The sequence below is a fragment of the Paraburkholderia unamae genome (assembly GCF_003096875.1).
Lineage (GTDB): Bacteria > Pseudomonadota > Gammaproteobacteria > Burkholderiales > Burkholderiaceae > Paraburkholderia > Paraburkholderia unamae.
In genome coordinates this window covers 210,349-231,439 of sequence record NZ_QEOB01000006.1, presented here as the reverse complement: position 1 = coordinate 231,439, position 21,091 = coordinate 210,349, and the positions used below count along the sequence as shown (strand labels likewise).

General features: G+C 66.9%; 18 protein-coding genes. 6 read left to right on the top strand and 12 right to left on the bottom strand.

The window, feature by feature from the left end; translation table 11 throughout:
- The first annotated feature begins 57 nt into the window (after positions 1-57).
- Positions 58-1,428: a metalloprotease PmbA gene (pmbA, locus tag C7402_RS14830; RefSeq protein ID WP_112171315.1), complete on the top strand. Its 1,371-nt coding sequence runs from the start codon at positions 58-60 to the stop codon at positions 1,426-1,428.
- Between the two features lie 104 nt (positions 1,429-1,532).
- Here pmbA and C7402_RS14825 read toward each other — a convergent pair whose 3' ends face one another.
- The 9 genes from C7402_RS14825 to C7402_RS14785 all read right to left on the bottom strand — a co-directional run bounded on the left by C7402_RS14825 (position 1,533) and on the right by C7402_RS14785 (position 10,526).
- Positions 1,533-2,030, bottom strand: a complete 498-nt coding sequence (locus C7402_RS14825; RefSeq protein ID WP_112171314.1) for a dihydrofolate reductase — start codon at positions 2,028-2,030, stop codon at positions 1,533-1,535.
- Between the two features lie 102 nt (positions 2,031-2,132).
- Complete coding sequence (locus C7402_RS14820; RefSeq protein ID WP_224045454.1) at positions 2,133-3,689, bottom strand: sigma-54-dependent transcriptional regulator; 1,557 nt, start codon at positions 3,687-3,689, stop codon at positions 2,133-2,135.
- 16 nt (positions 3,690-3,705) lie between these two features.
- Positions 3,706-5,181, bottom strand: a complete 1,476-nt coding sequence (locus C7402_RS14815) for a hypothetical protein (protein ID WP_112171312.1) — start codon at positions 5,179-5,181, stop codon at positions 3,706-3,708.
- A 155-nt stretch (positions 5,182-5,336) separates the two neighbouring features.
- Positions 5,337-6,182, bottom strand: coding sequence for a peptidase C39 (locus C7402_RS14810; RefSeq protein ID WP_116611148.1), 846 nt, complete (start codon positions 6,180-6,182; stop codon positions 5,337-5,339).
- A gap of 13 nt (positions 6,183-6,195) precedes the next feature.
- Complete coding sequence (locus C7402_RS14805) at positions 6,196-6,915, bottom strand: C39 family peptidase (protein ID WP_181565544.1); 720 nt, start codon at positions 6,913-6,915, stop codon at positions 6,196-6,198.
- A 161-nt stretch (positions 6,916-7,076) separates the two neighbouring features.
- Entirely contained in the window at positions 7,077-8,660 is a 1,584-nt protein-coding gene (locus tag C7402_RS14800; protein ID WP_116611147.1) for a cell wall anchor protein, read from the bottom strand.
- A gap of 27 nt (positions 8,661-8,687) precedes the next feature.
- Complete coding sequence (locus C7402_RS14795; protein ID WP_116611146.1) at positions 8,688-9,344, bottom strand: hypothetical protein; 657 nt, start codon at positions 9,342-9,344, stop codon at positions 8,688-8,690.
- Positions 9,341-9,841 carry a hypothetical protein gene (locus tag C7402_RS14790; RefSeq protein WP_116611145.1) on the bottom strand — a complete coding sequence of 167 codons (501 nt, stop codon included), beginning with the start codon at positions 9,839-9,841 and terminating at the stop codon, positions 9,341-9,343. Before C7402_RS14790 ends, C7402_RS14795 begins: the two co-directional genes overlap by 4 nt.
- 127 nt (positions 9,842-9,968) lie before the next feature.
- Positions 9,969-10,526 carry a hypothetical protein gene (locus C7402_RS14785; RefSeq protein ID WP_244314854.1) on the bottom strand — a complete coding sequence of 186 codons (558 nt, stop codon included), beginning with the start codon at positions 10,524-10,526 and terminating at the stop codon, positions 9,969-9,971.
- 546 nt (positions 10,527-11,072) lie between these two features.
- Here C7402_RS14785 and C7402_RS14780 point away from each other — a divergent pair.
- Entirely contained in the window at positions 11,073-12,458 is a 1,386-nt protein-coding gene (locus tag C7402_RS14780; RefSeq protein ID WP_112171306.1) for a sigma-54 dependent transcriptional regulator, read from the top strand.
- A 327-nt stretch (positions 12,459-12,785) separates the two neighbouring features.
- Positions 12,786-13,757 carry a thymidylate synthase gene (locus C7402_RS14775; protein ID WP_112171305.1) on the top strand — a complete coding sequence of 324 codons (972 nt, stop codon included), beginning with the start codon at positions 12,786-12,788 and terminating at the stop codon, positions 13,755-13,757.
- Positions 13,758-13,831: 74 nt separating this feature from the next.
- Here the strand turns inward: C7402_RS14775 and C7402_RS14770 are convergent, their stop codons facing one another.
- The gene (locus C7402_RS14770; RefSeq protein WP_116611144.1) at positions 13,832-16,378 is read right to left on the bottom strand and encodes a DUF6600 domain-containing protein; all 2,547 of its coding nucleotides are present in this window, start codon (positions 16,376-16,378) and stop codon (positions 13,832-13,834) included.
- Between the two features lie 219 nt (positions 16,379-16,597).
- Positions 16,598-17,320 carry an ArsR/SmtB family transcription factor gene (locus C7402_RS14765; protein ID WP_112171303.1) on the bottom strand — a complete coding sequence of 241 codons (723 nt, stop codon included), beginning with the start codon at positions 17,318-17,320 and terminating at the stop codon, positions 16,598-16,600.
- 186 nt (positions 17,321-17,506) lie between these two features.
- Between C7402_RS14765 and C7402_RS46935 the strand changes: the two genes are divergently transcribed.
- The 3 genes from C7402_RS46935 to C7402_RS14755 all read left to right on the top strand — a co-directional run bounded on the left by C7402_RS46935 (position 17,507) and on the right by C7402_RS14755 (position 19,461).
- Positions 17,507-17,653, top strand: coding sequence for a hypothetical protein (locus tag C7402_RS46935; protein ID WP_165841895.1), 147 nt, complete (start codon positions 17,507-17,509; stop codon positions 17,651-17,653).
- 117 nt (positions 17,654-17,770) lie between these two features.
- Positions 17,771-18,805 carry a GlxA family transcriptional regulator gene (locus C7402_RS14760; protein ID WP_116611143.1) on the top strand — a complete coding sequence of 345 codons (1,035 nt, stop codon included), beginning with the start codon at positions 17,771-17,773 and terminating at the stop codon, positions 18,803-18,805.
- A 152-nt stretch (positions 18,806-18,957) separates the two neighbouring features.
- Positions 18,958-19,461: an acyl-CoA thioesterase gene (locus tag C7402_RS14755; protein WP_112171301.1), complete on the top strand. Its 504-nt coding sequence runs from the start codon at positions 18,958-18,960 to the stop codon at positions 19,459-19,461.
- A 104-nt stretch (positions 19,462-19,565) separates the two neighbouring features.
- On the opposite strand, the gene fumC is transcribed toward C7402_RS14755, so the two are convergent.
- Positions 19,566-20,978, bottom strand: a complete 1,413-nt coding sequence (fumC, locus tag C7402_RS14750) for a class II fumarate hydratase (RefSeq protein ID WP_112171300.1) — start codon at positions 20,976-20,978, stop codon at positions 19,566-19,568.
- Between the last annotated feature and the right edge of the window lie 113 nt (positions 20,979-21,091).

Sequence of the window (21,091 nt, the reverse complement as noted above, 5' to 3'; positions counted from 1 at the left end):
ACCAGCGAAACACGACACCAGCGGGCCGCACCGGCCCAGAACCGGACCGTAACGACAATGGCAGCAGACATCGAAGCCCGGCAACGCTTTTTCCCGCACACGCAGGACGAACTGAAAGAGATCGCGTCTGACATCCTGCGGCACGCCAAAACGCTCGGCGCGAGCGACGCGGCGACCGAGATCTCGGAAGGCGACGGCCTGTCCGTCTCGGTGCGCCGTGGCGAGGTCGAGACGATCGAGCACAACCGCGACAAGATGGTCGGCGTGACCGTGTATATCGGCAACAAGCGCGGCAACGCGAGCACCTCCGACTTTTCGCCGCAGGCGCTCAAGGACACGGTGGCCGCCGCGTACAACATCGCGCGCTTTACCGCCGACGACGACTGCGCGGGCCTGGCCGAGCGCGAGCTGCTCGAAGCCGCGCCGCGCGACCTCGATCTTTACCATCCGTGGAACCTCGCGGCCGACGAGGCCGTGGAAATCGCGCGCCGCGCCGAAGACGCCGCGTTCGCCGTCGACCCGCGCGTGAAGAACTCCGAAGGCGCGAGCGTTTCGGCGCAGCATTCGCAGTTTGTGCTCGCGACCTCGGGCGGTTTCCTGCACGGCTACCCGTACTCGCGCCACTACATTTCGTGCGCGCCGATCGCGGGCGTTGGCCGCAACATGCAGCGCGACGACTGGTACACCTCGCGGCGCAGCGCAGCCGAACTCGCCTCGCCCGAATCCGTGGGGCGCTATGCGGCCGAGCGCGCGCTGTCGCGCCTGAACGCGCGCAGCCTCGACACGCGCAAGGTGCCGGTGCTGTTCGAGGCGCCGCTCGCGGCGGGCCTGCTCGGCGCGTTCGTGCAGGCCGTGAGCGGCGGCGCGCTTTATCGCAAGACGTCGTTCCTCGTCGACAGCCTGGGCAAGCCGGTGTTCGCGCCGCATATCCAGATCGTCGAAGACCCGCACGTGCCGCGCGCGGCCGGCAGCGCGCCGTTCGACGAAGAGGGCGTGCGCACGCAGCGCCGCGAAGTCGTGAAGGACGGCATCGTGCAGGGCTATTTCCTCTCGTCGTATTCGGCGCGCAAGCTCGGCATGCAGACCACGGGCAACGCGGGCGGCTCGCACAATCTCCATCTGCAAAGCTCGCTGACGAAGCCGGAAGACGATTTCGAGGAAATGTTGCGCAAGCTCGGTACGGGCCTTTTGCTGACCGAGTTGATGGGGCAGGGCGTGAACTTCGTGACCGGCGACTATTCGCGCGGCGCCTCGGGCTTCTGGGTGGAGAACGGCAAGATCCAGTACCCGGTGGAGGAAATCACGGTTGCTTCCACGCTCCAGGAAATGTTCCACCACATCGTGGCCGTGGGCGCGGATACGCTCGCGCGCGGCACGCGCCAGACCGGCTCGGTGCTGATCGAGAAGATGACGGTGGCGGGGCAGTAAGCGGCATTCGCGCGGCGCTTTCGCGGCGCGATGAACAACGGCACGCCTTGGCGTGCCGTTGTGCTTTTGGGCGCGAATCCGGGCACGGATCCACGCGCAGACAATCAATCCCGCCGCACGTACCGCACGAACGCGAAATCGAAGTCGTTCGGCGCGTTCGCGTGCAGCGTTTCGCGCGAGGTTTCGCGCCACACCTCGGGGTCGGGTGCGGGGAAGGTGGCGTCGCCCTCGAAGTCGGCGGAGATTTCCGTCACCACCATTTCGTGCGCGAGCGCGAGGCCCTCCGTGTAAAGCTGCGCGCCGCCGATCAGGAAGGCCGCGGGCGCCTGATCCTGCGCCGCGATCGCGAGCGCTTCGTCGAGGCTCGTGGCCGTGTCGCAGCCGGGAAAGCGCTTGCCCGCGTCGCGCGTGACGACGATGTTGCGGCGGCCCGGCAAGGCGCGGCCGATCGACTCGTGCGTCTTGCGGCCCATGATGATCGGCGCGCCCATGGTGGTCCGCTTGAAGAACGCGAGGTCTTCGGGGAGCCGCCAGGGCAGCGCGTTGTCGCGCCCGATCACGCCGTTGCGGGCGCGGGCGACGATGAGGGTGAGCGTTGTCATCGAAAGGGTAGAGGAGCGAGGTTGTAAGCCGTTCGCAGCGATTCTACCTGAGGGCGCCGGGCGCCCCGGCGCGCGCTCCCTTGCCGCTCCACGCTTTCGCGCTCACTCCGGCGTGTCCGGCGGCACGTCCGGCGGCGGTTCCGCCTGGTTCTCTGCTTCGCCGCCAAAGATCGTTTTCTCGTCGCGCAGGCCGTGCGTGCCCATGAGCCGGTAGAGCGTCACGCGCGAGATGCCGAGGTCGGCCGCAGCCTCCGTGAGCCGGTGGCGGTGGCGCAGCAGCGCCGCTTCGATCGCGCGCCGCTCGGCGGCCTCGCGCGCCTGCGCGAGCGTGACCGTCTGCTGCGCGGTGAAATGCGCGAGGTCGAGATCCTCGGCCGAGATCAGCTTGCTCTCGGCCATGACGATCGCGCGGCGCACCCGGTTGATGAGTTCGCGCACGTTGCCCGGCCAGTTGTAGTTGTACATGGCCTCGATGGCGTCGGGCGTGAAGCCGCGAATCTTTCTCGCGCTGTCCATCTTGAACTTGTGCAGCACGTGGTGCGCGAGAATTTCGATGTCCTTGCCGCGCGCGCGCAGCGGCGGCTCGTCCACGCGCAGCACGCACAGGCGGTGAAAGAGGTCGGCCCGAAAGCGCCCGTCGCGCATCGCCGACTCCAGATCGACGTGCGTGGCCGAAATGATGCGCACGTCCACGGGAATCTGCTCGTGGCCGCCCAGGCGCTCGATCTTGCCTTCCTGCAAGAAGCGCAGCAGGCTCGCCTGGCTTTCCATCGGCAGGTCGCCGATTTCGTCGAGAAAGAGCGTGCCGCCGTTGGCCGATTCGACGCGCCCGATCTTGCGCTGGTTCGCGCCCGTGAATGCACCGCGCTCGTAGCCGAACAGTTCGGATTGCAGAAGATGATGCGGGATCGCGCCGCAGTTGATCGGCACGAAAGGCGCCTTGCGGCGCGGCGAACGCTCGTGGATCGCGAGCGCGGTGAGCTCCTTGCCGGTGCCCGACTCGCCCGAGATGAACACGGTGGCGTCGGTGTTGGCGACCTTGCGGATCGTGCGAAACAGTTGCTGCATCGCCTCGCAGGTGCCCACCATCTCGTCTTCGTCCTGACTCGCGGGGGTGGCCGGTGTGTCGAGGTCGCACAGCGAGACCATGCCGAACGCGTGGCCCACGAGATAGTCGAGCGTCGGGTGCGCGACCGGCACGTGCACGTAGTCGAAGCAGTAGTGGCGGATCAGGCGGCGCACTTCCGGGTCGGCGAGGCGCGAATTGTCCGTGAGCGCGATCCAGCCCACCTGCTGGAGGCGCAGGATCGTCTCCAGGCCCGTGAATTCGCGCGGCGCGAAACCCGTGAGGTCGACGATGCCCGCATAGGCCGCCTCCGGCTTCACGAGGCGCGAGGCCTCGTGCGCCGTGCGGGCGGTCGCAAGCTCCCAGCCGCGGCTCTTCAGGTACGCGCCGAGCAGCGGGTCGGGCGTGCGCGCGACGTACAGCAACGTGCGCTCGAACTCCGGCGCTGCTTTGGCGTCGCGCGCGGCGCCGGCGTCGTGCGCTTCGTCGTGCCGCGCCGCGCCGCCCGAATGCGGCGGCCCGGTCACGGCGAGCCGCTGGCCCGCTCCGGCGAACGGTGTCACGGTGGCGCCCAGGTGGGAGGATTCACGCACGATCGGCCTCATGTCATCAGAAGGTATAGGGGAAGCGCACGCCGACGACGAAGTTCGGCGCGTCGGGCGTGAGGCCAACGGACACCGCGCCGTTGATCGTCAGATGCTTGTTGACCACGTGATTCAGGCCGAAGTTGAGCACCGAGGCGGTCGTCTCGCTGCCCGGCACGCCGGTCCACGCACCGCCCGGCTGCTTGGTCTTCGACTGCGGCTCGATCGCCATGGTGTACGAGATGCTGGCCGAATCCTTGTCGGAGAAGGCGAGGGCGACGCCGCCGCCGAACTGGATGATGTCGCCGAGCTTCACATCGGCGGGCTGGGTCTGCCCGATCACCGAGGAGATGTCGGCGAACGAGCGCGAGATGTTGTACGTGTACGAGAAGCTGCCGAACAGCACCACCGGGTCATAGGTCTTCAGCACCGAGACGCCGGCCGTCACGTTCCAGAAGCCCGTGCCCGTGGGCAGCTTGCTCGGCGCGACCAGGTTGGTGTTGTCGGGCGTGATCTGCTGCACCTTGATGCCGAACGGCGAAGTGCCGGTGGGCGTCTTCACGCGCAGGCTGCCGACCACGTCGGGAATGTTGTTGGTTTCCTTCAGGAACTGGTAGTAGATCCCGAAGTTCACGTCGCCGATGGCGTTCGAGTTGACCGACGCATCCGTGAGCGTGCTGGCCGAGCCGCCCGCGCCGCCCACGATGAAGGTGCTGTGCCGGTAGACGTACGGCACGTCGACGTCCACGCTCATGCGGTCGGTGATGCCGTAGCGCGTATCGAGATCGGCCGTGATCTGGTGCGATTTGGTCTGCCCCAGATTGATGTTGCCGAGGAAGATCGCGTCGAGCGCAAGGAACCCCGAGAGCTGCAACTGGCGGCGATCGTAGTAGGTGTCGCTGATGCCCCAGTCGAGCGTGAGCTTGTGGTCGAACAACGGCGCATGCTCGCGCTGCACGACGGCTTCCTCGGCCTGCGTGCGGGTGGGCTCGGCGTTCTTCTGCGTTTCGCCCACTGTCGGGTTGACACCGACGGGCGCGCCTTGCTGCGGGCCGCTTGCGGCCGACGTGCCGGTTGCGCCGCTGGTCGGCCCGGCATCGGGTGAGGGCGGGTTCACGGGCACGCCCGTGGCGGTGCCCGTGAGCGCGCCCGGCGCCGTGGCGCCTGGCAGCGCCTGGGCGAGCGGCGGCAAGGGCACCGGCAGGCCGTCGGCGCCGGGCTGCTCGGCAACCGTGGCGTCGGACGCCGCGTCGGGCGCGCCCGCGCCCGGCATGCCGCGCCCGCGTTGCGCCATTTCGAGGTTCGTCACCTGGCGCTCGAGCGACTGGATCTGCCGCTGCTGTTCGTCGACCACACGCATGAGCGTGTTCAGCCGATCTTCGATCGACTGGCTTTGTAGCGCTTGCGCATGGGCGGATTGCGAGAGCGCGAACAGCAGGACCGCTGCTGGGATGGCGGCCAGCGCCACGTGGGGCGCGACCGTCCTCGACATCATCTTCATTGTTCTTCCCCCGGGATCGGGCGCGACGCGGAACCCCCTGGTCCCACGCCTGCGCACGTCGATGCACCTCATTCAATGTGTTGCTTTTCTCACGGGGCCGACGCCCGCGTGGTGGTCTCCTTTTTCATGCGTCTCGTCCCTCACGAGCCCCTTGGTTAGTGGAGGTTTCGCAGAGCCTGTAGTACGCCGATCTGCCGGATCATTTGCGACGACATCTGCTGCGTTTGCAGACTCAGTTGCAACTGGTTGGCGACCTGCTGGTTATTGCCTGCGACCTGGAGCAGCTGGGCGATCGCGCCGGCCTGTTGCGCGTTGCCCGGCACGATGTTTTGCGTGGCGATGCCCGCCGGCGTTTGCAGCGTCACGTTGACGCCGTTACTGCCGAACGAGATGCCCGCCTTGATGCTGCCGTTCGCGTTCGAAGCGGACGCGCTCGACTGGTTGGCCGTGCCTGGCAGGTTGGCGATCTGCGGCGCGTTGTTGTCGTAGGCGATGGTTGCGGCGTTGGCGCCCGCATTGCCGTTGCCGGCCACCTGGGTGATCTGCGAAACGCCGTTGACCGTCACGTTCTGGCCACCGGTGGCCGTCGCGTTCGGATTGGCGCCGCTGCCCGCGAGCGTGGTCCCGTTCTGCGTCGGGTCGATCACGTTCGCGTACGTTTTCACCTGCGCGCTCATCTGGTTGGCCGCGTTCTGGGCGACGGCGAGCGTGCCTTGCGCGACAGCCGTCGCGCCGTTGGGCAATTGCCACTGAGAAAGCAGGTTCAGAACGAACCCGGAAATCATGTCGCTGCCGGCATATTTGCCGGTCTGATGCGCGAGCACGTCGTCGTCGACGGTCTCGCAGCGGATGCCCTGCGCTTGTCCGTCGGCGTTCGCGAGAAACGCCGGCACCGGCTGCGGTAAGCCGATGCTGTCGGCCGCTTGCGCACCGCTCGAAAAAGCGCAGGCGAGCGCGGAGACGGCTGCCGCGATGCCACACTGTGAGAGGTTGCGTTTCATGATTCTTAGGACTTCAGAACATGACGGCCTTATCGAGGCCGTATTCGAAGAAGGGAGTCGCGGCCGTGCCATTGAGCAGTGCGTTTTCACGCAGCTTGAGCGCGAGCGACTCGTTGTTCTGCAACAGCGGAGAGTCCTCCAGGAACGGTTTGCCGAGCACCGCGAAGACGAGCCCGTTCCACGTCTTCGCGAAATCGTCCTCAGCGACGATACGGTTGCCGAGCGCGGGGTCCGCGATGAAGATGCGGCTGTTCTCGGCGTGCTTGACGATCACGAAGTGCTCATAGCCATCGATGTTCATGAGCACCAGCACGGGGATTTGCAGGTGGTAGAGCGCGTCGGTGTTGACGCGAAAACCGCGGCCGCGCAAGCCGATCGTCTCGACGAACTTCTTCATGTCGAGCATGGAGAAGCCGTTCTTGACGACCACCTCGGGCGTGGAGAACACCATCATGCGGCGGATCAGCTCAGGTTCCGGGATGTCGATGCCGTAGCCGTACTTGAGCAGCGTGGCGAGCGCGGCGGCGCCGCAGCTGTAGTCGTACTGCTGGTTGACGATGCTGCGATAGCGAATGTCCCGCATCGAGTGGATCGGAAGTTTGATCGGCACACCGATGAGGTTGGTCGCGTCGAGCGTCGACTGCGCGTGCACGGGCACGAGGGCCGCGGTGGCGGCAAGCGCCAGCGCGACAGCGCACATCCTGGACGCCGGGGACGATACGAGCCCGGACATGGTGGTCTCCTACCTTTTGGTTCACGCGCCGGCTTGCGTGAAACCGCCGGCGCGCGGTGCTGCTTGATATGGCAACAGCGGTACTACCCGGGCCCGACCTGATTTGCTGTCTGACTTGCTGCCTGAGTCGGGCCCGTTACCTGCGGTACTGCTGGCCGTGCTTAGTGGCCGTTGTTCATCGCGGCGATTGCCATGCCGTTGTGTTGCAGGTTGCCGATGCCGCCCGCGATGTTCACGCCGATGTTGCCGGTCGCGTTGGCGAGCGAGTTGGCGCCGAGGGTGGCCGTGCCCTGGAACTGGCCGGTTGCCGTCATGCCGGCGTTCTGCACGTTGTTGTCGGTCGCAACCATCGCAACCGTCGAGGCCGAACCCGGGCTTGCCGTCGTCACGGAGCCGGCGAGGCTGTTGTTCTGCGCGTTGCCGATACCGGATGCGACGTTCACGCCGACATTGCCCGAAACGTTAGCGAGCGAGCCGTCGCCGACCGACGCGTTCAGATTGAAGTTCTTCACGTTGGCCTTACCGCTGGAGGCTTGCGTGTTGAAGATCTGTGCGTTGCCGAAGACGTTGCCCATATCGACGGAAGCGAGCGCGACATCGTTGCTTTGCGCGTTGTTGATGCCTTCCGCGATGTTCACGCCGAGGTTGCCCGTCACGCCGGTTGCCGCGTTGCTGCCGGTGGTCGCGTCGAGCGTGCCGGCCTGTTGTGTGTTGATGTTCGCGGTGACCGAGCCGGTGGTGTGCTCGTCGACGGTGTTGAGCGTGTCGCTCACGTTATAGCCCCAGCCGTTGCTCGAGCTCGAGCTTCTCGAGGACGAACTCTTGTGCGAGTCAGCGCTCGTGCTCGATTCGCTGGACATGTGCGAGGACGCGTCCTTCGAGTTCTTCGAGTATTCGCTCGAGGCGCTCACGCTGGCCTTGAGCGAGGCGCTCGCCGACCCGTCGGCGTACGCCGTGTTGGCGTTCGACGAGGTGCTGCTCTTGCTGTTGGTGTCGCTGTTGTTCCAGCTATTGCCACGCTTCGTGGTGTCGCTGTTGTCGTGCGAGCTCGCCGTCGTGTGCGACGTGCTTTCCGAGCCGCTCAGGCTGAGGCTCGACGAACCGTTCTTCCAGTTGCCCTTGTTGGACCACGAGGCGCCGAGCTTCAGGTCGCCGCTGCCCTTTTGCGAGTTCATCGAGTTGTTGCTGCCCGTGCTGCTGTACGTGCTCGTGCTGTTGTTGCTGCCCACGTCGCTCGACTTGTTGGTGCTCGACGAGTCGCTCGTGCCGCCGTTGTCCGTCTTCACGTGATACGAGGCGCTGGCGCTCGCGCTGAACGAGGCGCCGAAGCTCGAATTGCCCGATGCGCTCTTCGAATTCGAGCTGCTCGAATCGTGCGTGCGTGACGAGCTGCTCGACGACGAGTCGCTGCTCGACGACATCGAGTTGGAGTACTTGTAGAAGGAGTTGTCGCCCGTGCCCTTCACGCTGAAGTTGGTGTTGTTATAGGTCGTCGTCACCTTGCCGCTCAGATAGCTCTGAGCTTGCGGAAGGAGCGTGCCGCCGCCGGTGGTCTGGTTGTTGTTGATGACCGCGCCGGCAGTGCTCGAGACCGAGACGCAGCCGAACAGCGTGACGAAGCCTTCGATCCCGACACCTTCGGTGACGCCTGTGGCGTTAAAAAGGTACGCCATGTTCGATGGAACCGCATAAGCGGAACCTGCTGCCGAAGCAAGAACTGCCGCTGCTATGAGGGTGCGCTTCATGATTTCGCTCCGATACTGAGTGGTCAGTTAAAAAAGAGTGCCCGCCGGGGGACGGAGCACAAAACTGTTTGCCGTAGCATTACCGGCGCCGGCCGTCTGGTTCACCTGCACGAGGCCCGTCGCATTCCTGAATGCCGCACCGTCGATGCGTACCTCACGAATGCCCCCTGCCTGGGCCATTTGCCCCTGACCGCCGTTCGCTGCGGCCGCCGCGGACAGTTCTCCGTCCGAGACCGTCGCAACACCAATCGCTCCAGTGCTGATGAGGGCACTGTTGCGCTGGACATTGCCCACGCCCGCCGACTGATTCACCATCATTGCGCCGGTCGTGTTTGCAAAAGCTCCTGCACCAATCGTCGCGCTCGCGTCCTTCACGCGTGCCGAGACGGTGGCTAGCTGCTCGTCGCCATTCACGTTGATGGCGACGCTGCCGCTCGTGATCGTTAGCTGGTTGGATTGCGCGTTGTCGATGCCCGCTGTTTCGTTCACCGTAAGCGCGCCTTTGGTCGCGGTGCCGGCGTTCGGGGCGATGGCCGCCGTCGCGCCGACCGTGGCTTGGGCCTGGGCGTGCGCGGCTCCCGCGAAGGCGAGCGCGGCGGCGCAGGCGAGCGCCGTGGGGATCGAATTGCGGGCCGCCGCGCGGGTCGCGCGCAACGTGTCGAGCAGACTGGGCAAGCGGCTCATTTCATGCCTCCCATCGCGCCCGTGAGCGGGGCGAGCGCGCCAGTGATCGTCGAGGAAATCGTGCTTCCGAGGCCGCCGCCGACGCCGGCGCTCGCGCCGGGGCCCGCGGCCGTGTTCGAGCCGGTCGCGTTGCCGGCGAGAATGCGCGTGATCGCCTGCACGCCCGCGGCCTGTGCGCTCATGGCGCCGTTCGTGTTCACGCCGCTCGAGCCGTGCGCGTTGACGAGGTCGGTGTCGGTCACGAGCGCGGCCATTGCCGGGTCGAAGCTGTTCTTCGGAAACGTCGTGGCGCGCACGAGCACCGGGTCCTGGTTCTTCGGCACGTTGGCGAAGGCGCTGCGGGGCGTGATGTCGCGTTCGACGATGATGTCGCCGGGGTTCGTCACCTGCTGGGCCGCTACGCCCGTCGTGACACCCGCCGCCAGGACGCCGCACAGGGCGGCGGCGGCCTGGACGAGACGCCGGCTTGCGCCGTGCGTCAGATTGCGTGCTGTCATCTCGGTCTCCTGTCGGCCCCGGTTGGCGCTTTCGCGCCGCCCGAGGCCCCATGTCCGGGCGCCGCTTCTGTTGCGGCGCGCCTGACACCGCGCCGCAACAGAAGCGGCGCGGTTTCCTATCTCATCGTTACTTTCTCGTGTAGCTCGCGAGGTTGCCCTGCGCGCTTTGGGTGGCGTCCACGGGAATCGGCAGCGGCGCCGGCGGCGCGATTTCATCCCACAGCGTCACACTGTTGTTTCCACGCATCAGTTGCGGCGTGGCCGCCACCATCACCATCCCGACGGCGCCGCCGCGCTGGCGCGAGAGCGTCTGGTCGTCGAGCGTGCCGGCGCCGGCGAATACCCCGTCGTCGCCGAAAGAAACCGGGTCGGCGGCGGCGCTGGCGGCTGTGATATTTGTTGCGTTTGTGTCGTCCGTGCCGACCGTGTCATTTGTGCCGGTCGCGGCAGACAGGGCGCTCGCGTCGAGCGTCGCGGGAATGAGTGCGCCAGGTGTTGCAGTAACGACATCCGGGGCGGCGCTCACGAAGCTGCCGACCTCTGCTTGCGCGGGCTGCGCGTCGTCCAGGGCCCCGGCCAGAGCGGCGGGCGAGAGGACGAGGAGCGCGGCGGGAACGAGCACGGCGGCAAATGCGCTGCCGTAGCTAAAAACACTGCGCCGGACTGGCTTGACGATGAGTCGCATGGCGTATCTCCTGGTGCGGGACATTTAGCGAAACGTGTGCCATCGCCCGCAATCCATTGATACGCTTCGAGCCGCGCTATTTTCTGCAAATTTTGAATGGCGGATATTCGCCAAAATGTTTCAGTGCTGAAACGTGAGGCCGTTTAAACCCGTTGGCAATGCCATCCGGTTTCAAAGGAGAACGTTTGCGCGTCAGGCGCTTAACTATTGAGGGAATGGAAACATCCGTAATTATTTCTGCACTGACAAAATACCGGGAAAGACATGGAAACATTTCCATCGGTCCCTAATCCATTCCGTCCGCATAAATTCTATCCAAGTGCCCTGAGGCTATAGTAAGCTTCAGAAAAAGCCGTAATGCCAAAAAGAAAAAGCCCACAACTGGGCAAGTTGACACACACGCCACAACTCGGGGATTCACTGTCAGCAAAAGCAAGCGCGTTTACTGTTTCTCAGGCGCGCGAAAGGGGCTTTTTGCTGCGTGTCTGTACATTCAGGTGCGTGCCGTCATTCCCAAACGATAGTGTTGGCAAGAGGATCTGAATAATGGAACCTGCAACGCGGCAATTGGTGTACGTGACGCGAAATCCGGTCGAAGCGTTGAACCAGCGGTTCCACGAGCGTGGCTGGCAGGTGGAAGTCGTTGGCAACGCACGGGACGCACGACGCGCGTTACGCACGGGAATGCCTGCGGGGGGACTGCTCGATCTTTCAAGCGAATTCCACCTGCACGAGATCGGTTCGTTCGAGCCGTGCCTGACGTTGCCTAACGTGGGCTGGGTCGCCGCGACCACGACCGGCCAGTTGCAGGATGCCAACCTGCGCCGCCTCGTGCGCGATTACTGTTTCGATTACGTAACGGTGCCCTGGAGCGGCGAGCGTATCGTCGATTCAGTCGGTCATGCATATGGCATGGTTTCGCTCGGCGAGGCCGCATCGAACGACACCACGGGCGGCACGGAAGGCGAAATGGTCGGCTCGTGCGAGGCGATGCTGGCGCTGTTCCGTTCGATCCGCAAGGTCGCCATGACCGACGCGCCGGTGTTCATCTCGGGCGAGTCGGGTACGGGCAAGGAACTCACGGCGGTGGCGATCCACGAGCGCTCGTCGCGCCGCAATGCCCCGTTCGTGCCGATCAACTGCGGCGCGATTCCGCCGCACCTGCTGCAATCGGAGCTGTTCGGCTACGAGCGCGGCGCGTTCACGGGCGCGAGCCAGCGCAAGATGGGGCGCGTCGAGGCGGCCAACGGCGGCACGCTCTTTCTCGACGAAATCGGCGACCTGCCGATGGAAAGCCAGGCGAGCCTGCTGCGCTTTCTCCAGGAAGGCAAGATCGAGCGCCTGGGCGGCCACCAGTCGATGCCGGTGGACGTGCGCATCATCTCCGCCACGCACGTGGACATGCGCGCGGCGATGGTGGAAGGGCGCTTTCGTCAGGATTTGTATCACCGCCTGTGCGTGTTGCAGATCGACGAGCCGCCGCTGCGTGCGCGCGGCAAGGACATCGAGCTGCTCGCGCGGCACATGCTCGAACGCTTCAAGAAGGACGGCAGCCGCCGCCTGCGCGGCTTCTCGCCCGACGCCATCGCGGCGCTGCACAACTACAGCTGGCCCGGCAACGTGCGCGAGCTGATCAACCGCGTGCGCCGCGCCATCGTGATGTCCGAGGGCCGGGCGATCACGGCGCGCGATCTCGAACTCGGCGATTACGTCGAAGTGGTGCCGGTTTCGCTCGCCCAGGCGCGTGAAGCCGCCGAGCGCCAGGCCATCGAGCTTGCGCTGCTGCGCCACCGCGGGCGCCTGGGCGACGCCGCGCAGGAGCTTGGCATCTCGCGCGTGACGCTGTACCGGCTGCTGTGCGCGCACGGCATGCGCCACATGGAGAGCGAACCGCTCGCGCCGCATCCCGGCGGCCTGGCTTCGGGCGCTTGAGGCCGGACTGGCTGCTCTGCGGTTGCATGGAACAGATGGCGGCTGAAAGCGCCGGGTTCGGGCTTCGCGCACCGTCTGCGCAGCCGTGGCCGCCGTGGATGTTGCCGCGCCCATTGCGTGGCGTCTGAGCTTGCTGCGCCTGGTTTTGCCGCGAGCTTTCCCTTGGGCTCCCCGTAGCCCGTCCTGCGGGCGTTTCGCCCTTGTCCCCGATTCGGTATGGGTACGCGCTTTTGGCGCGGCCGACCCCGGACGCGCGCGCCGGGTAAAATCCTCCTTTTCCATCCTGAATCCGAACCGGGCGCCCTGTGCCCGACGAGGGAACCGCGCATGAAACAGTATCTCGAGCTCGTCCGCTCGATTCTCGACACCGGCACCTGGCAGGAAAACCGCACCGGCATCCGCACGATCAGCCAGCCGGGCGCGATGCTGCGCTTCGACCTGCAAGAAGGCTTTCCCGCGGTGACGACGAAAAAGCTGGCATTCAAGTCGGCGGTGGGCGAGCTGGTCGGGTTTTTGCGCGCCTCGCGCAGCGCCGCGGATTTTCGCGCGCTCGGCTGCAAGGTCTGGGACGCCAATGCGAACGACAACGCCCAGTGGCTCGCCAATCCGTACCGCGAGGGCACGGACGACCTGGGCGACGTCTACGGCGTGCAATGGCGGCGCTGGCCCGCCTACAAGGTGCTCGACGCCGAAGCCGCCGCGCAGCTCGCCGACGCCCAATCGCGCGGCTACGCCGAGGTGGCGCGCTTTAGCGAGGACGGTCGGCAGAAAGTGCTGCTTTACAAGGCCGTCGACCAGCTGCGCCAATGCCTCGACACGATCATGAAAAACCCGTCTGACCGGCGGATTTTGTTTCATGGCTGGAACCCCGCCGTGCTCGAGGAAATCGCGCTGCCGGCTTGCCACCTGCTGTACCAGTTCCTGCCGAACCCGGTGAAGCGCGAAATCTCGCTGTGCCTTTATATCCGCAGCAATGACGTGGGTCTCGGCACGCCGTTCAACCTCACCGAGGGCGCGGTGCTCCTGCATCTCGTGGGCCGGCTCACGGGCTATACGCCGCGCTGGTTCACGTATTTCATCGGCGACGCGCATATCTACGAAAACCAGCTCGGCATGCTCAACGAGCAGTTGCGCCGGGAGCCTTTCGCGAGTCCGCGCCTGGCCATCTCGGAGCGCGTGCCCGAGTACGCGAAAACGGGCGTCTACGAGCCGGAATGGCTCGAGAAGGTGGAGCCGTCCGACTTTTCCCTCGTCGACTACCGGCATCACGAGCCGCTCACCGCGCCGATGGCGGTGTAACCGCGGCGTGAATCCGCGATAAAAAAGCCCGCGAACGGCGACGTTCGCGGGCTTTGTCGTTTGCGGCGCGGCGATCAGCCGTGGTGGTGGTCGTCGTGATTGCCGCCGCTTGCGCGCTCCTGAGGATGCGGCGCGGGTTGCGGATGCGCCTGAGGCTGCGGCTGCGGGTGAAATTCCGCGCGTTGCTGCGGTTGGGGCTGCGGCTGCGGATGGAATTCCGGGCGCGGTTGCGGCTGCGGACGCGCCTCGGCGCGCTGCTGGGGCTGCGGTTGCGGACGGAATTCCTGACGCTGTTGAGGCTGCGGCTGCGGGCGGGCCTCGGCGCGCTGTTGCGGCTGGGGTTGCGCCTGCGGGTGGAACTCCGCTCGCTGCTGCGGTTGAGGTTGTGCCTGCGCCTGCGGGCCATGCTGCGCCGCCGCCGGTTCGGGCATCCGTTGCTGTGGCTGCTGCTGCGGCTGCTGCGGTTGTGCACGCCCTTCGTTACGCGGCGCCTGCATGGCCAGCGCGGGCGGTCTGCCTGCCTCGTTGCCGGGAGCTTGTCCGCCCGGTTGTCCGCCTGCTTGTCCGCCTGCTTGTCCGCGCATGGCCATCGGCGTATGCGGCTGCGTCCAGGCCGGCTGGTGGGCTTCGCCGCGCGGACCGTTCGCTACGTTGGCCATATTCGCGCCACTCGGACCCGGCTGGCCGGCTGCGGGCATGCCGCCTTGCGGCCGCCCGGCGAACTGCGGCGGGTGCGGCACGCCATGATCCTGTGCGGCGGCTGCGGGCATGCCGGGCTGGCCGTGCCCGGCGCCTCGCTGCATGGCGTTGAAGGCCGGCGCGCCCGGAGCGGGTGCGCCGCCGGGGACGCCCGGCCGGCCCGGCTGCGCCTGCGCTTGCGGGCCAGCGGGCCTTCCGGCCACGCCGACGACGGGCGAATGCGGTGGCACGACCCGCACGTTCTGCGCGGGCCACGCGCCGTGCGCGGCAGGGGAGAAAGGCGAGAACGAAGCATGTGCCGGAGCCGAGACGCGCACCACCGGCGCGCCCGCGCCCGGCACGGTGCCGCCCGAGTGGGCGAAACGCTGCGCGAGGTTGTCGTGGAACGCGGGCGGCGCGACCGGTGCGCGCGTGGCGACGACCTGGCGCTGGTTGAGCGCCGCGGGCGGCCGGTAGTCCGCGCGGCGCAGATTGGCGCCAAAGCTGCCCTTGACCGGCGCGATGCCGGGCGTGCCCGGCTCGATGCGCGCGTTGCGCCACTGCTGCGGATCGACGTGCTGCGCGAAGCGCGAGGTCTGCTGCCCATGGACGAAGGCCGTGGCCGGCACTGCTGTCACCGCGCCCGGCACGCGATAGTTCACATAGGTGTTGTGAACGTTGATGTTCGTGATGTTGACGTCGCGCCGATAGTTGTTGACCACGACGGTCTGGTTCACACGGTCGTAGTAATGCGGACTCCAGCCGCCCCAGTGCGGATGCCACGGCTCGCCCGGCCCGAGCGCGAACCACGCGACGCCCGCTGCCGCGACGCCGCCCACCGCCAGGTTCACGCCCCAGTCGGCGCCGCCGCCTCCACCGCCGACGAACGCGACCAGCGCAGGCGCGTAGACGGGTGGGGCGCTCTCCACGATCGGTCCCGGCACCCAGGCCCACGAATCGTCCACGTAGGCCCAGCGGCCGTAGTGATAAGGCGCGAAGCCCCACGGCGCGTCGTCGACCCAGGTCCAGCCCCAAGGCGCTTGCCAGACCCAGTGACCGTCGTGATAGGGCGCCCAGCCCGCGGGCACCGAACTCGGTGTCCAGACTTCGCCGTACTGCGGGTCGCTGCGCCACGTGCCGTTGTTGTCGAGATCCTGATAGCCGGGCATGTCACGCGAGACGTAGCGCGCCGAGACCGAGCGGTCTTCGGCCTGGTCGCGCGCGAGCCCCCACTGGTCGAAGGCGTCGGGCGGCGGCGCTTCGTTGCTCGCCACCTGCTGGAGGTCGGTGCCGCCGAAGCGCATCTGCTGGCCGGCCGTCATCGGCATCTGGCCGTTCTCGCCGTACACGGTCACGTTGCCGCTGCGCACGGTGACGGTCGTGGTGCTGCCGTCGGGCGCGACGTCCACGCGATAGTCGCCGGGGCTCGTCACGCCCAGCGCGAGGTTCGGCGTGTCGATCTCATAGGTCGTGCCCTGCGGAATTTCGCGCACGCGCGTGGAGAGCGTGCCTTGCGCCACTTTCAGTTGCGATGTCTGGTCGTCGAGGTTGAGGACGTCGAGGCTCGTTTGCGCACCGAGGCGCACGGCCGTCGATCCGATGTGAAGCTCGGAGCGCCCGTTGGCATCGTTCCAGAGCTGGTCGCCCGTCGTGAGCGGGCGGTTGAGCTGCGCATACGACCAGTCGCTCGCGCCGGCCGGCTCGGTGGTCACGGCGCCGGCCATGTAGTCGAGGCGGGCGACGCGGCTCGGCGGATCGACGTTCGCGGCGCCCGGCGCGGGCCCGGCGTCGGGCGGCGCGGCCTGTGCGAAAACCGTGGGCGCGGCGGCGAGGTTCAGCGCGGCGAGCGCGGCCAGTGCGAACAGGGTGCGGCGGGTTGTGCGGCGAAACCGGGTGATCGTGATCGTAGGCGGTGTGGGCGTCGTAGGCGTGCGCGTTGTCATGTTCGTTCTCCTGTCGGCGGGACCGGGCGCTCGAGCGCTTGCTCCCACCCCATGCAGGGCACTGTATCCGGCGCGCGTGTTTCCATGCGCACGCATTTGTTAAGGCTTATGCAGGAGATGTAACAGAACGTGTGACGGAGGGCGAAACGCGAGATTTTGCGGGCGAAATCGGCGAAGTTGTTGGGTATTTGTCAGCTTATATTGGCGCGGATTGGCGCTCTAAACCGCCACTAGCGCATCGAACTCGCGCTGCCCCTTGGGCGTGATGCGCAGCACGCGCGGGCGACTCGTGCGCTCGATCCAGCCGCCCTGCGTCCACGAATCGAGCAGCGCCGCGCCCAGCGCGCCGCCCAGATGCGGCCGCCGCTCGCTCCAGTCGAGGCAGGTGCAGGCAAAGCGCCGCCGCCGCGTATGCAGCGCCGCGACGTCGACACCCCAGGCGGCGAGACGCGCCGCGCCTTCGGGCGTGGCTTCGAGCGTGTCGCCGTCGCGCACGAGCAGGCCGCCTCCCACGAGGCGCTCGAACACCTGCACGGCGACTTCACCGGCCATGTGGTCGTAGCAGGTGCGTGCGTGCCGCATCTCCAGCGGTACCGTGCGGACCGGTCGCGGCGCCGGACGCTGCGCGGCCACGACGTTGGTCGCGTGGGCGACGTTCATGAGCGCCTCGATGGTGGCGGCGATTTCAGGCGTCGCGATGCGGTAGTAGCGGTGGCGTCCGCGCACGTCGAGCGCGAGCAGGCCGCCGTCGGTGAGGCGCGCGAGGTGGCCGCTCGCCGCCGAAGGCGAGAGGCCCGCGATCATCGTGAGCTCGCCCGCGGGCCGCGCGCTGCCGTCCATGAGCGCCCAGAGCATGGCGGCGCGGCCGGGGTCGGCGAGCAGGGCGGCAACGCGCGCGAGACCGGGGAAATGGCTCGATTCGTCGGTAGCGGGGAGATTCATGGCGGTTTCCTGTTTCGTTTCGATGACACCCACATCGTGACTCTAGCGAAACCGCGCAATCGACGTTTCACGATGAGATGAAGTATCGATTGCAGGCACGTGGCTCCGGGCATGCGGCGTCGCGGACTGCGGTGCGCCGGGCCCCCGCGCTAGAATGGGTTTCTTTACGCAAGCCGCTTTCCCGTCATGAAACGCTTTCTGGTTCTTTTCGCTCTCGTTGCGCTCGCGCCGCTGTGTGCGGCCTGTGCGCAGGGCGGCTCCATGCCCTCCAGCAGCGGGAGCGGCATCACGATGTACGGCACGATCGACCAGGGCATCGCCGTCCACAACTGATCGAACCGTTGTGTATCGCAGTCGGATGGATTGGCAGAAATTGATGCAAGTTTGATCTGACTGCCATGCGCGTGCGTGCGATCATGGGGCGTCCTCTTTCGGATCGCACCCGCCGCCATGCCGCCCCAGACGTCCCATGCTTCCCCTGTCGCCGCTGCGCGGCACGTCGTGTTCGCCGTTGCGCCAGACCTCGTGCTGCTCGACGCCTGCGGTCCCGTCGAGGCTTTCTGGCGCGCGGAACTGGGCATGCGCGCTTTCCACGGCGCGCCCCAAGGCGAGCCCTGCGCCTATCGCACCACGCTCGCCTCGGTGGCGGGCGGCGTGCTGCCGACTTTCGCGGGCATGCCCATCGTCACCGAGCGGCTCGACACGCTCGACCCCGCCACCATCGACACGCTCATCGTGCCAGGCGTCCCCATCGACGACGCCACCGTGCTCCAGCCCGAACTGGTCGCCTGGATCGCGGCGGCCGCGCCGCGCGCGCGCCGTGTCGCCTCGGTCTGCACGGGCGCGTTCTACCTCGCGGCGGCGGGGCTGCTGGACGGCCGCCGCGCCGCCACGCACTGGCGCAATGCCGCGCAGCTCGCGAAACGCTTTCCCAAGGTCGAGGTCGATCCCGAACCGATCTTCATCCGCGACGACCGCGACGGCCGCGCCGTGTGGACGTCGGCGGGCGTTTCGGCGGGCATCGATCTCGCGCTCGCGCTGATCGAGGAGGACTGCGGTCACGCGATCGCCATGCAGGCGGCGCGCCGCCTCGTGGTGTTCATGAAGCGGCCAGGCGGGCAGTCGCAGTTCAGCGAGGCGCTCACGGCGCAGGGCACGGCGGGCGGCGCCTTCGATGCGCTGCACGGCTGGATGGCCGCCAACCTGCACGGCGAGCTGAACGTCGAGCGGCTTGCCGAGGAAGCCCGCATGAGCCCGCGCACCTTTGCGCGCCGCTACGTCGAAGCCGTGGGGCGCACGCCCGCGCGCACCGTCGCGGCCATGCGCGTGGAGGCCGCCGCGCATGCGCTCGTGCAGTCGCGCCGCCCGCTCAAGCGCATCGCGGCCGACTGCGGCTTCGGCACCGAGCAGAATCTGCGGCGTGCCTTCGAGCGCAGCTACGGCGTGCTGCCGCTCGACTATCGCGCGCGTTTCGCGGCGAACTGACAGCGCGTTCACGGCGCGTTGACGGCAAGTTGAGCTCGCCCGCAGCCGGCTTCAGCATTGCGCTGCGGCTGTCGTGTTGCGCTCGTATAATCGACGGCTCCTTACCCCACAATTCGAGCCGCCAGAGCCGAATCGCCATGAGTAAAGCCGATATGAAGACGCCTACCCAGCCGCTGGACCGTTCGGAAACGACATTCCGGTTCCTCGCCGAACCGACTTCGGTGAATTTCGGCGGCAAAGTGCACGGCGGTGCGCTGATGAAGTGGATCGACGAGACGGCGTATGCCTGCGCGGCCGTCTGGTCCGGCCGCTATTGCGTGACGGTGAGCGTGGGCAACATCCGCTTTCGCCGGCCGATTCTCGTCGGCAACATGGTCGAGCTGCGCGCGCGCGTGGTCGCCACGGGCCGCACCTCGATGCACATCCACATCACCGTGCACGCGGGCGACCCCAAGAGCGGCCAGTTGCGTCTCACCACGGACTGCCTGATCGTGTTCGTCGCCGTCGACGAAAACGGCAATCCCATTCCCGTGCCGACGTTTGTGCCGGAAACGGAGGAGCAAAAGCGCCTCGCGAAATACGCGCTCGACGTGCGCGACGCGCTCGACGCGATCATCGAACTGAAGCCCGAGGAAGTGGCCAAGGGCGAAGTGTGAAGCCCACGACGCAAGCCATGCGCTGAACACGCATGAGAAAACGGGCGGCGAAGGTCGAAACCTCGCCGCCCGTTTTGCGTTCAGGACGCGGGATCAGGCTGGGATCAACTCCGCGATCCGGTACCCACCATCTCGCCCGGCTTCACCCATTCGTCGAATTGCTGTTCGCTCACGTGCCCGAGCGCGAGCGCCGCGGCCTTGAGCGTGGTGCCTTCCTTGTGCGCCTTCTTGGCGATCTGCGCGGCCTTGTCGTAGCCGATGTGCGGATTGAGCGCCGTCACGAGCATGAGTGATTCGTTGAGCAGCGCGTCGATGCGCGAACGGTTCGGCTCGATCCCCACGGCGCAATGATCGTTGAAGCTGAGCGCGCCGTCGGCGAGCAGGCGAATCGATTGCAGCACGTTGTGCGCGATCATCGGCCGGAACACGTTCAACTCGAAGTTGCCGCTCGCGCCGCCCATGTTCACGGCCACGTCGTTGCCGAACACCTGGCAGCACAGCATCGTCACGGCCTCGGACTGCGTGGGATTGACCTTGCCCGGCATGATCGAGCTGCCCGGCTCGTTCTCGGGAATCGACAGTTCGCCGAGGCCGCAGCGCGGGCCGCTAGCCAGCCAGCGTACGTCGTTGGCGATCTTCATGAGGCTCGCGGCCACGGTCTTGAGCGCACCGTGCGCGAACACGAGCGCGTCGGCGGCGGCCATCACCTCGAACTTGTTCGGCGCGGTAACGAAGGGCACGCCCGTGAGCTTCGCAATGGTTTCGGCCACCTTGTGCGCGAACTGCGGGTGCGCGTTCAGGCCCGTGCCGACCGCCGTGCCGCCTTGGGCGAGCTCGTAGAGGTGCGGCAGCGACGATTCCACATGCTTGATGCCGTGATCGAGCTGCGCGACATAGCCCGAGAACTCCTGGCCGAGCGTAAGCGGTGTGGCGTCCTGGAGGTGCGTGCGGCCGATCTTCACGATGTCGGCAAAGGCTTTCGCCTTGGTGTCGAGCGTGTCGCGCAGCGTCTTGAGCGCGGGCAGCAGATGCTTGACGATGCCGTACGCGGCGGCCACGTGCATGGCCGTGGGGAACACGTCGTTGGACGACTGGCCGCGGTTCACGTCGTCGTTCGGGTGCACCTTGCGCGCCTCGCCGCGCTCGCCGCCCAGAATCTCGCTCGCGCGGTTGGCGATCACCTCGTTGAGGTTCATGTTGGTCTGCGTGCCGGAGCCCGTTTGCCATACGGCAAGCGGAAATTCGCCGGGGTGCTTGCCCGCGATGATCTCGTCGGCGGCCTGCACGATGGCGTGCGCCTTGGCTTCGTCGAGCACGCCGAGCGAAAGATTGACCTCGGCCGCGGCGCGCTTGATGGTGGCGAGCGCGGTGATGAGTTCGGGCGACTGCTTCTCCGTGGAGATGCGGAAGTTTTGCAGCGAGCGCTGGGTTTGCGCGCCCCACAGCTGCTGGGCGGGCACGGCGATTTCGCCGAAAGTGTCGCGCTCCATGCGGACGTTTTCGTTGCTTGCGGTCATGTGAGACTCCGGTGATTGAGGCGGCGCCGTTGGCTTGGGCTGTTCGCGCTTGTTGCGAAGGCGCCGCTTTCGTGACGGGTTCGTTTCCGCGTGGTGGCTGGGCTGCGGCGGCG

Coding starts and splice junctions, on each gene's coding strand:
- C7402_RS14755 (WP_112171301.1), top strand. CDS start 18,958: ATGAAGACGCCTACCCAGCCGCTGGACCGTTCGGAAACGACATTCCGG.
- C7402_RS14765 (WP_112171303.1), bottom strand. CDS start 17,320: ATGAATCTCCCCGCTACCGACGAATCGAGCCATTTCCCCGGTCTCGCG.
- pmbA (WP_112171315.1), top strand. CDS start 58: ATGGCAGCAGACATCGAAGCCCGGCAACGCTTTTTCCCGCACACGCAG.
- C7402_RS14805 (WP_181565544.1), bottom strand. CDS start 6,915: ATGTCCGGGCTCGTATCGTCCCCGGCGTCCAGGATGTGCGCTGTCGCG.
- fumC (WP_112171300.1), bottom strand. CDS start 20,978: ATGACCGCAAGCAACGAAAACGTCCGCATGGAGCGCGACACTTTCGGC.
- C7402_RS14825 (WP_112171314.1), bottom strand. CDS start 2,030: ATGACAACGCTCACCCTCATCGTCGCCCGCGCCCGCAACGGCGTGATC.
- C7402_RS14770 (WP_116611144.1), bottom strand. CDS start 16,378: ATGACAACGCGCACGCCTACGACGCCCACACCGCCTACGATCACGATC.
- C7402_RS14785 (WP_244314854.1), bottom strand. CDS start 10,526: ATGCGACTCATCGTCAAGCCAGTCCGGCGCAGTGTTTTTAGCTACGGC.
- C7402_RS14790 (WP_116611145.1), bottom strand. CDS start 9,841: ATGACAGCACGCAATCTGACGCACGGCGCAAGCCGGCGTCTCGTCCAG.
- C7402_RS14780 (WP_112171306.1), top strand. CDS start 11,073: ATGGAACCTGCAACGCGGCAATTGGTGTACGTGACGCGAAATCCGGTC.
- C7402_RS14800 (WP_116611147.1), bottom strand. CDS start 8,660: ATGAAGCGCACCCTCATAGCAGCGGCAGTTCTTGCTTCGGCAGCAGGT.
- C7402_RS14775 (WP_112171305.1), top strand. CDS start 12,786: ATGAAACAGTATCTCGAGCTCGTCCGCTCGATTCTCGACACCGGCACC.
- C7402_RS46935 (WP_165841895.1), top strand. CDS start 17,507: ATGAAACGCTTTCTGGTTCTTTTCGCTCTCGTTGCGCTCGCGCCGCTG.
- C7402_RS14810 (WP_116611148.1), bottom strand. CDS start 6,182: ATGAAACGCAACCTCTCACAGTGTGGCATCGCGGCAGCCGTCTCCGCG.
- C7402_RS14760 (WP_116611143.1), top strand. CDS start 17,771: ATGCCGCCCCAGACGTCCCATGCTTCCCCTGTCGCCGCTGCGCGGCAC.
- C7402_RS14795 (WP_116611146.1), bottom strand. CDS start 9,344: ATGAGCCGCTTGCCCAGTCTGCTCGACACGTTGCGCGCGACCCGCGCG.
- C7402_RS14815 (WP_112171312.1), bottom strand. CDS start 5,181: ATGAAGATGATGTCGAGGACGGTCGCGCCCCACGTGGCGCTGGCCGCC.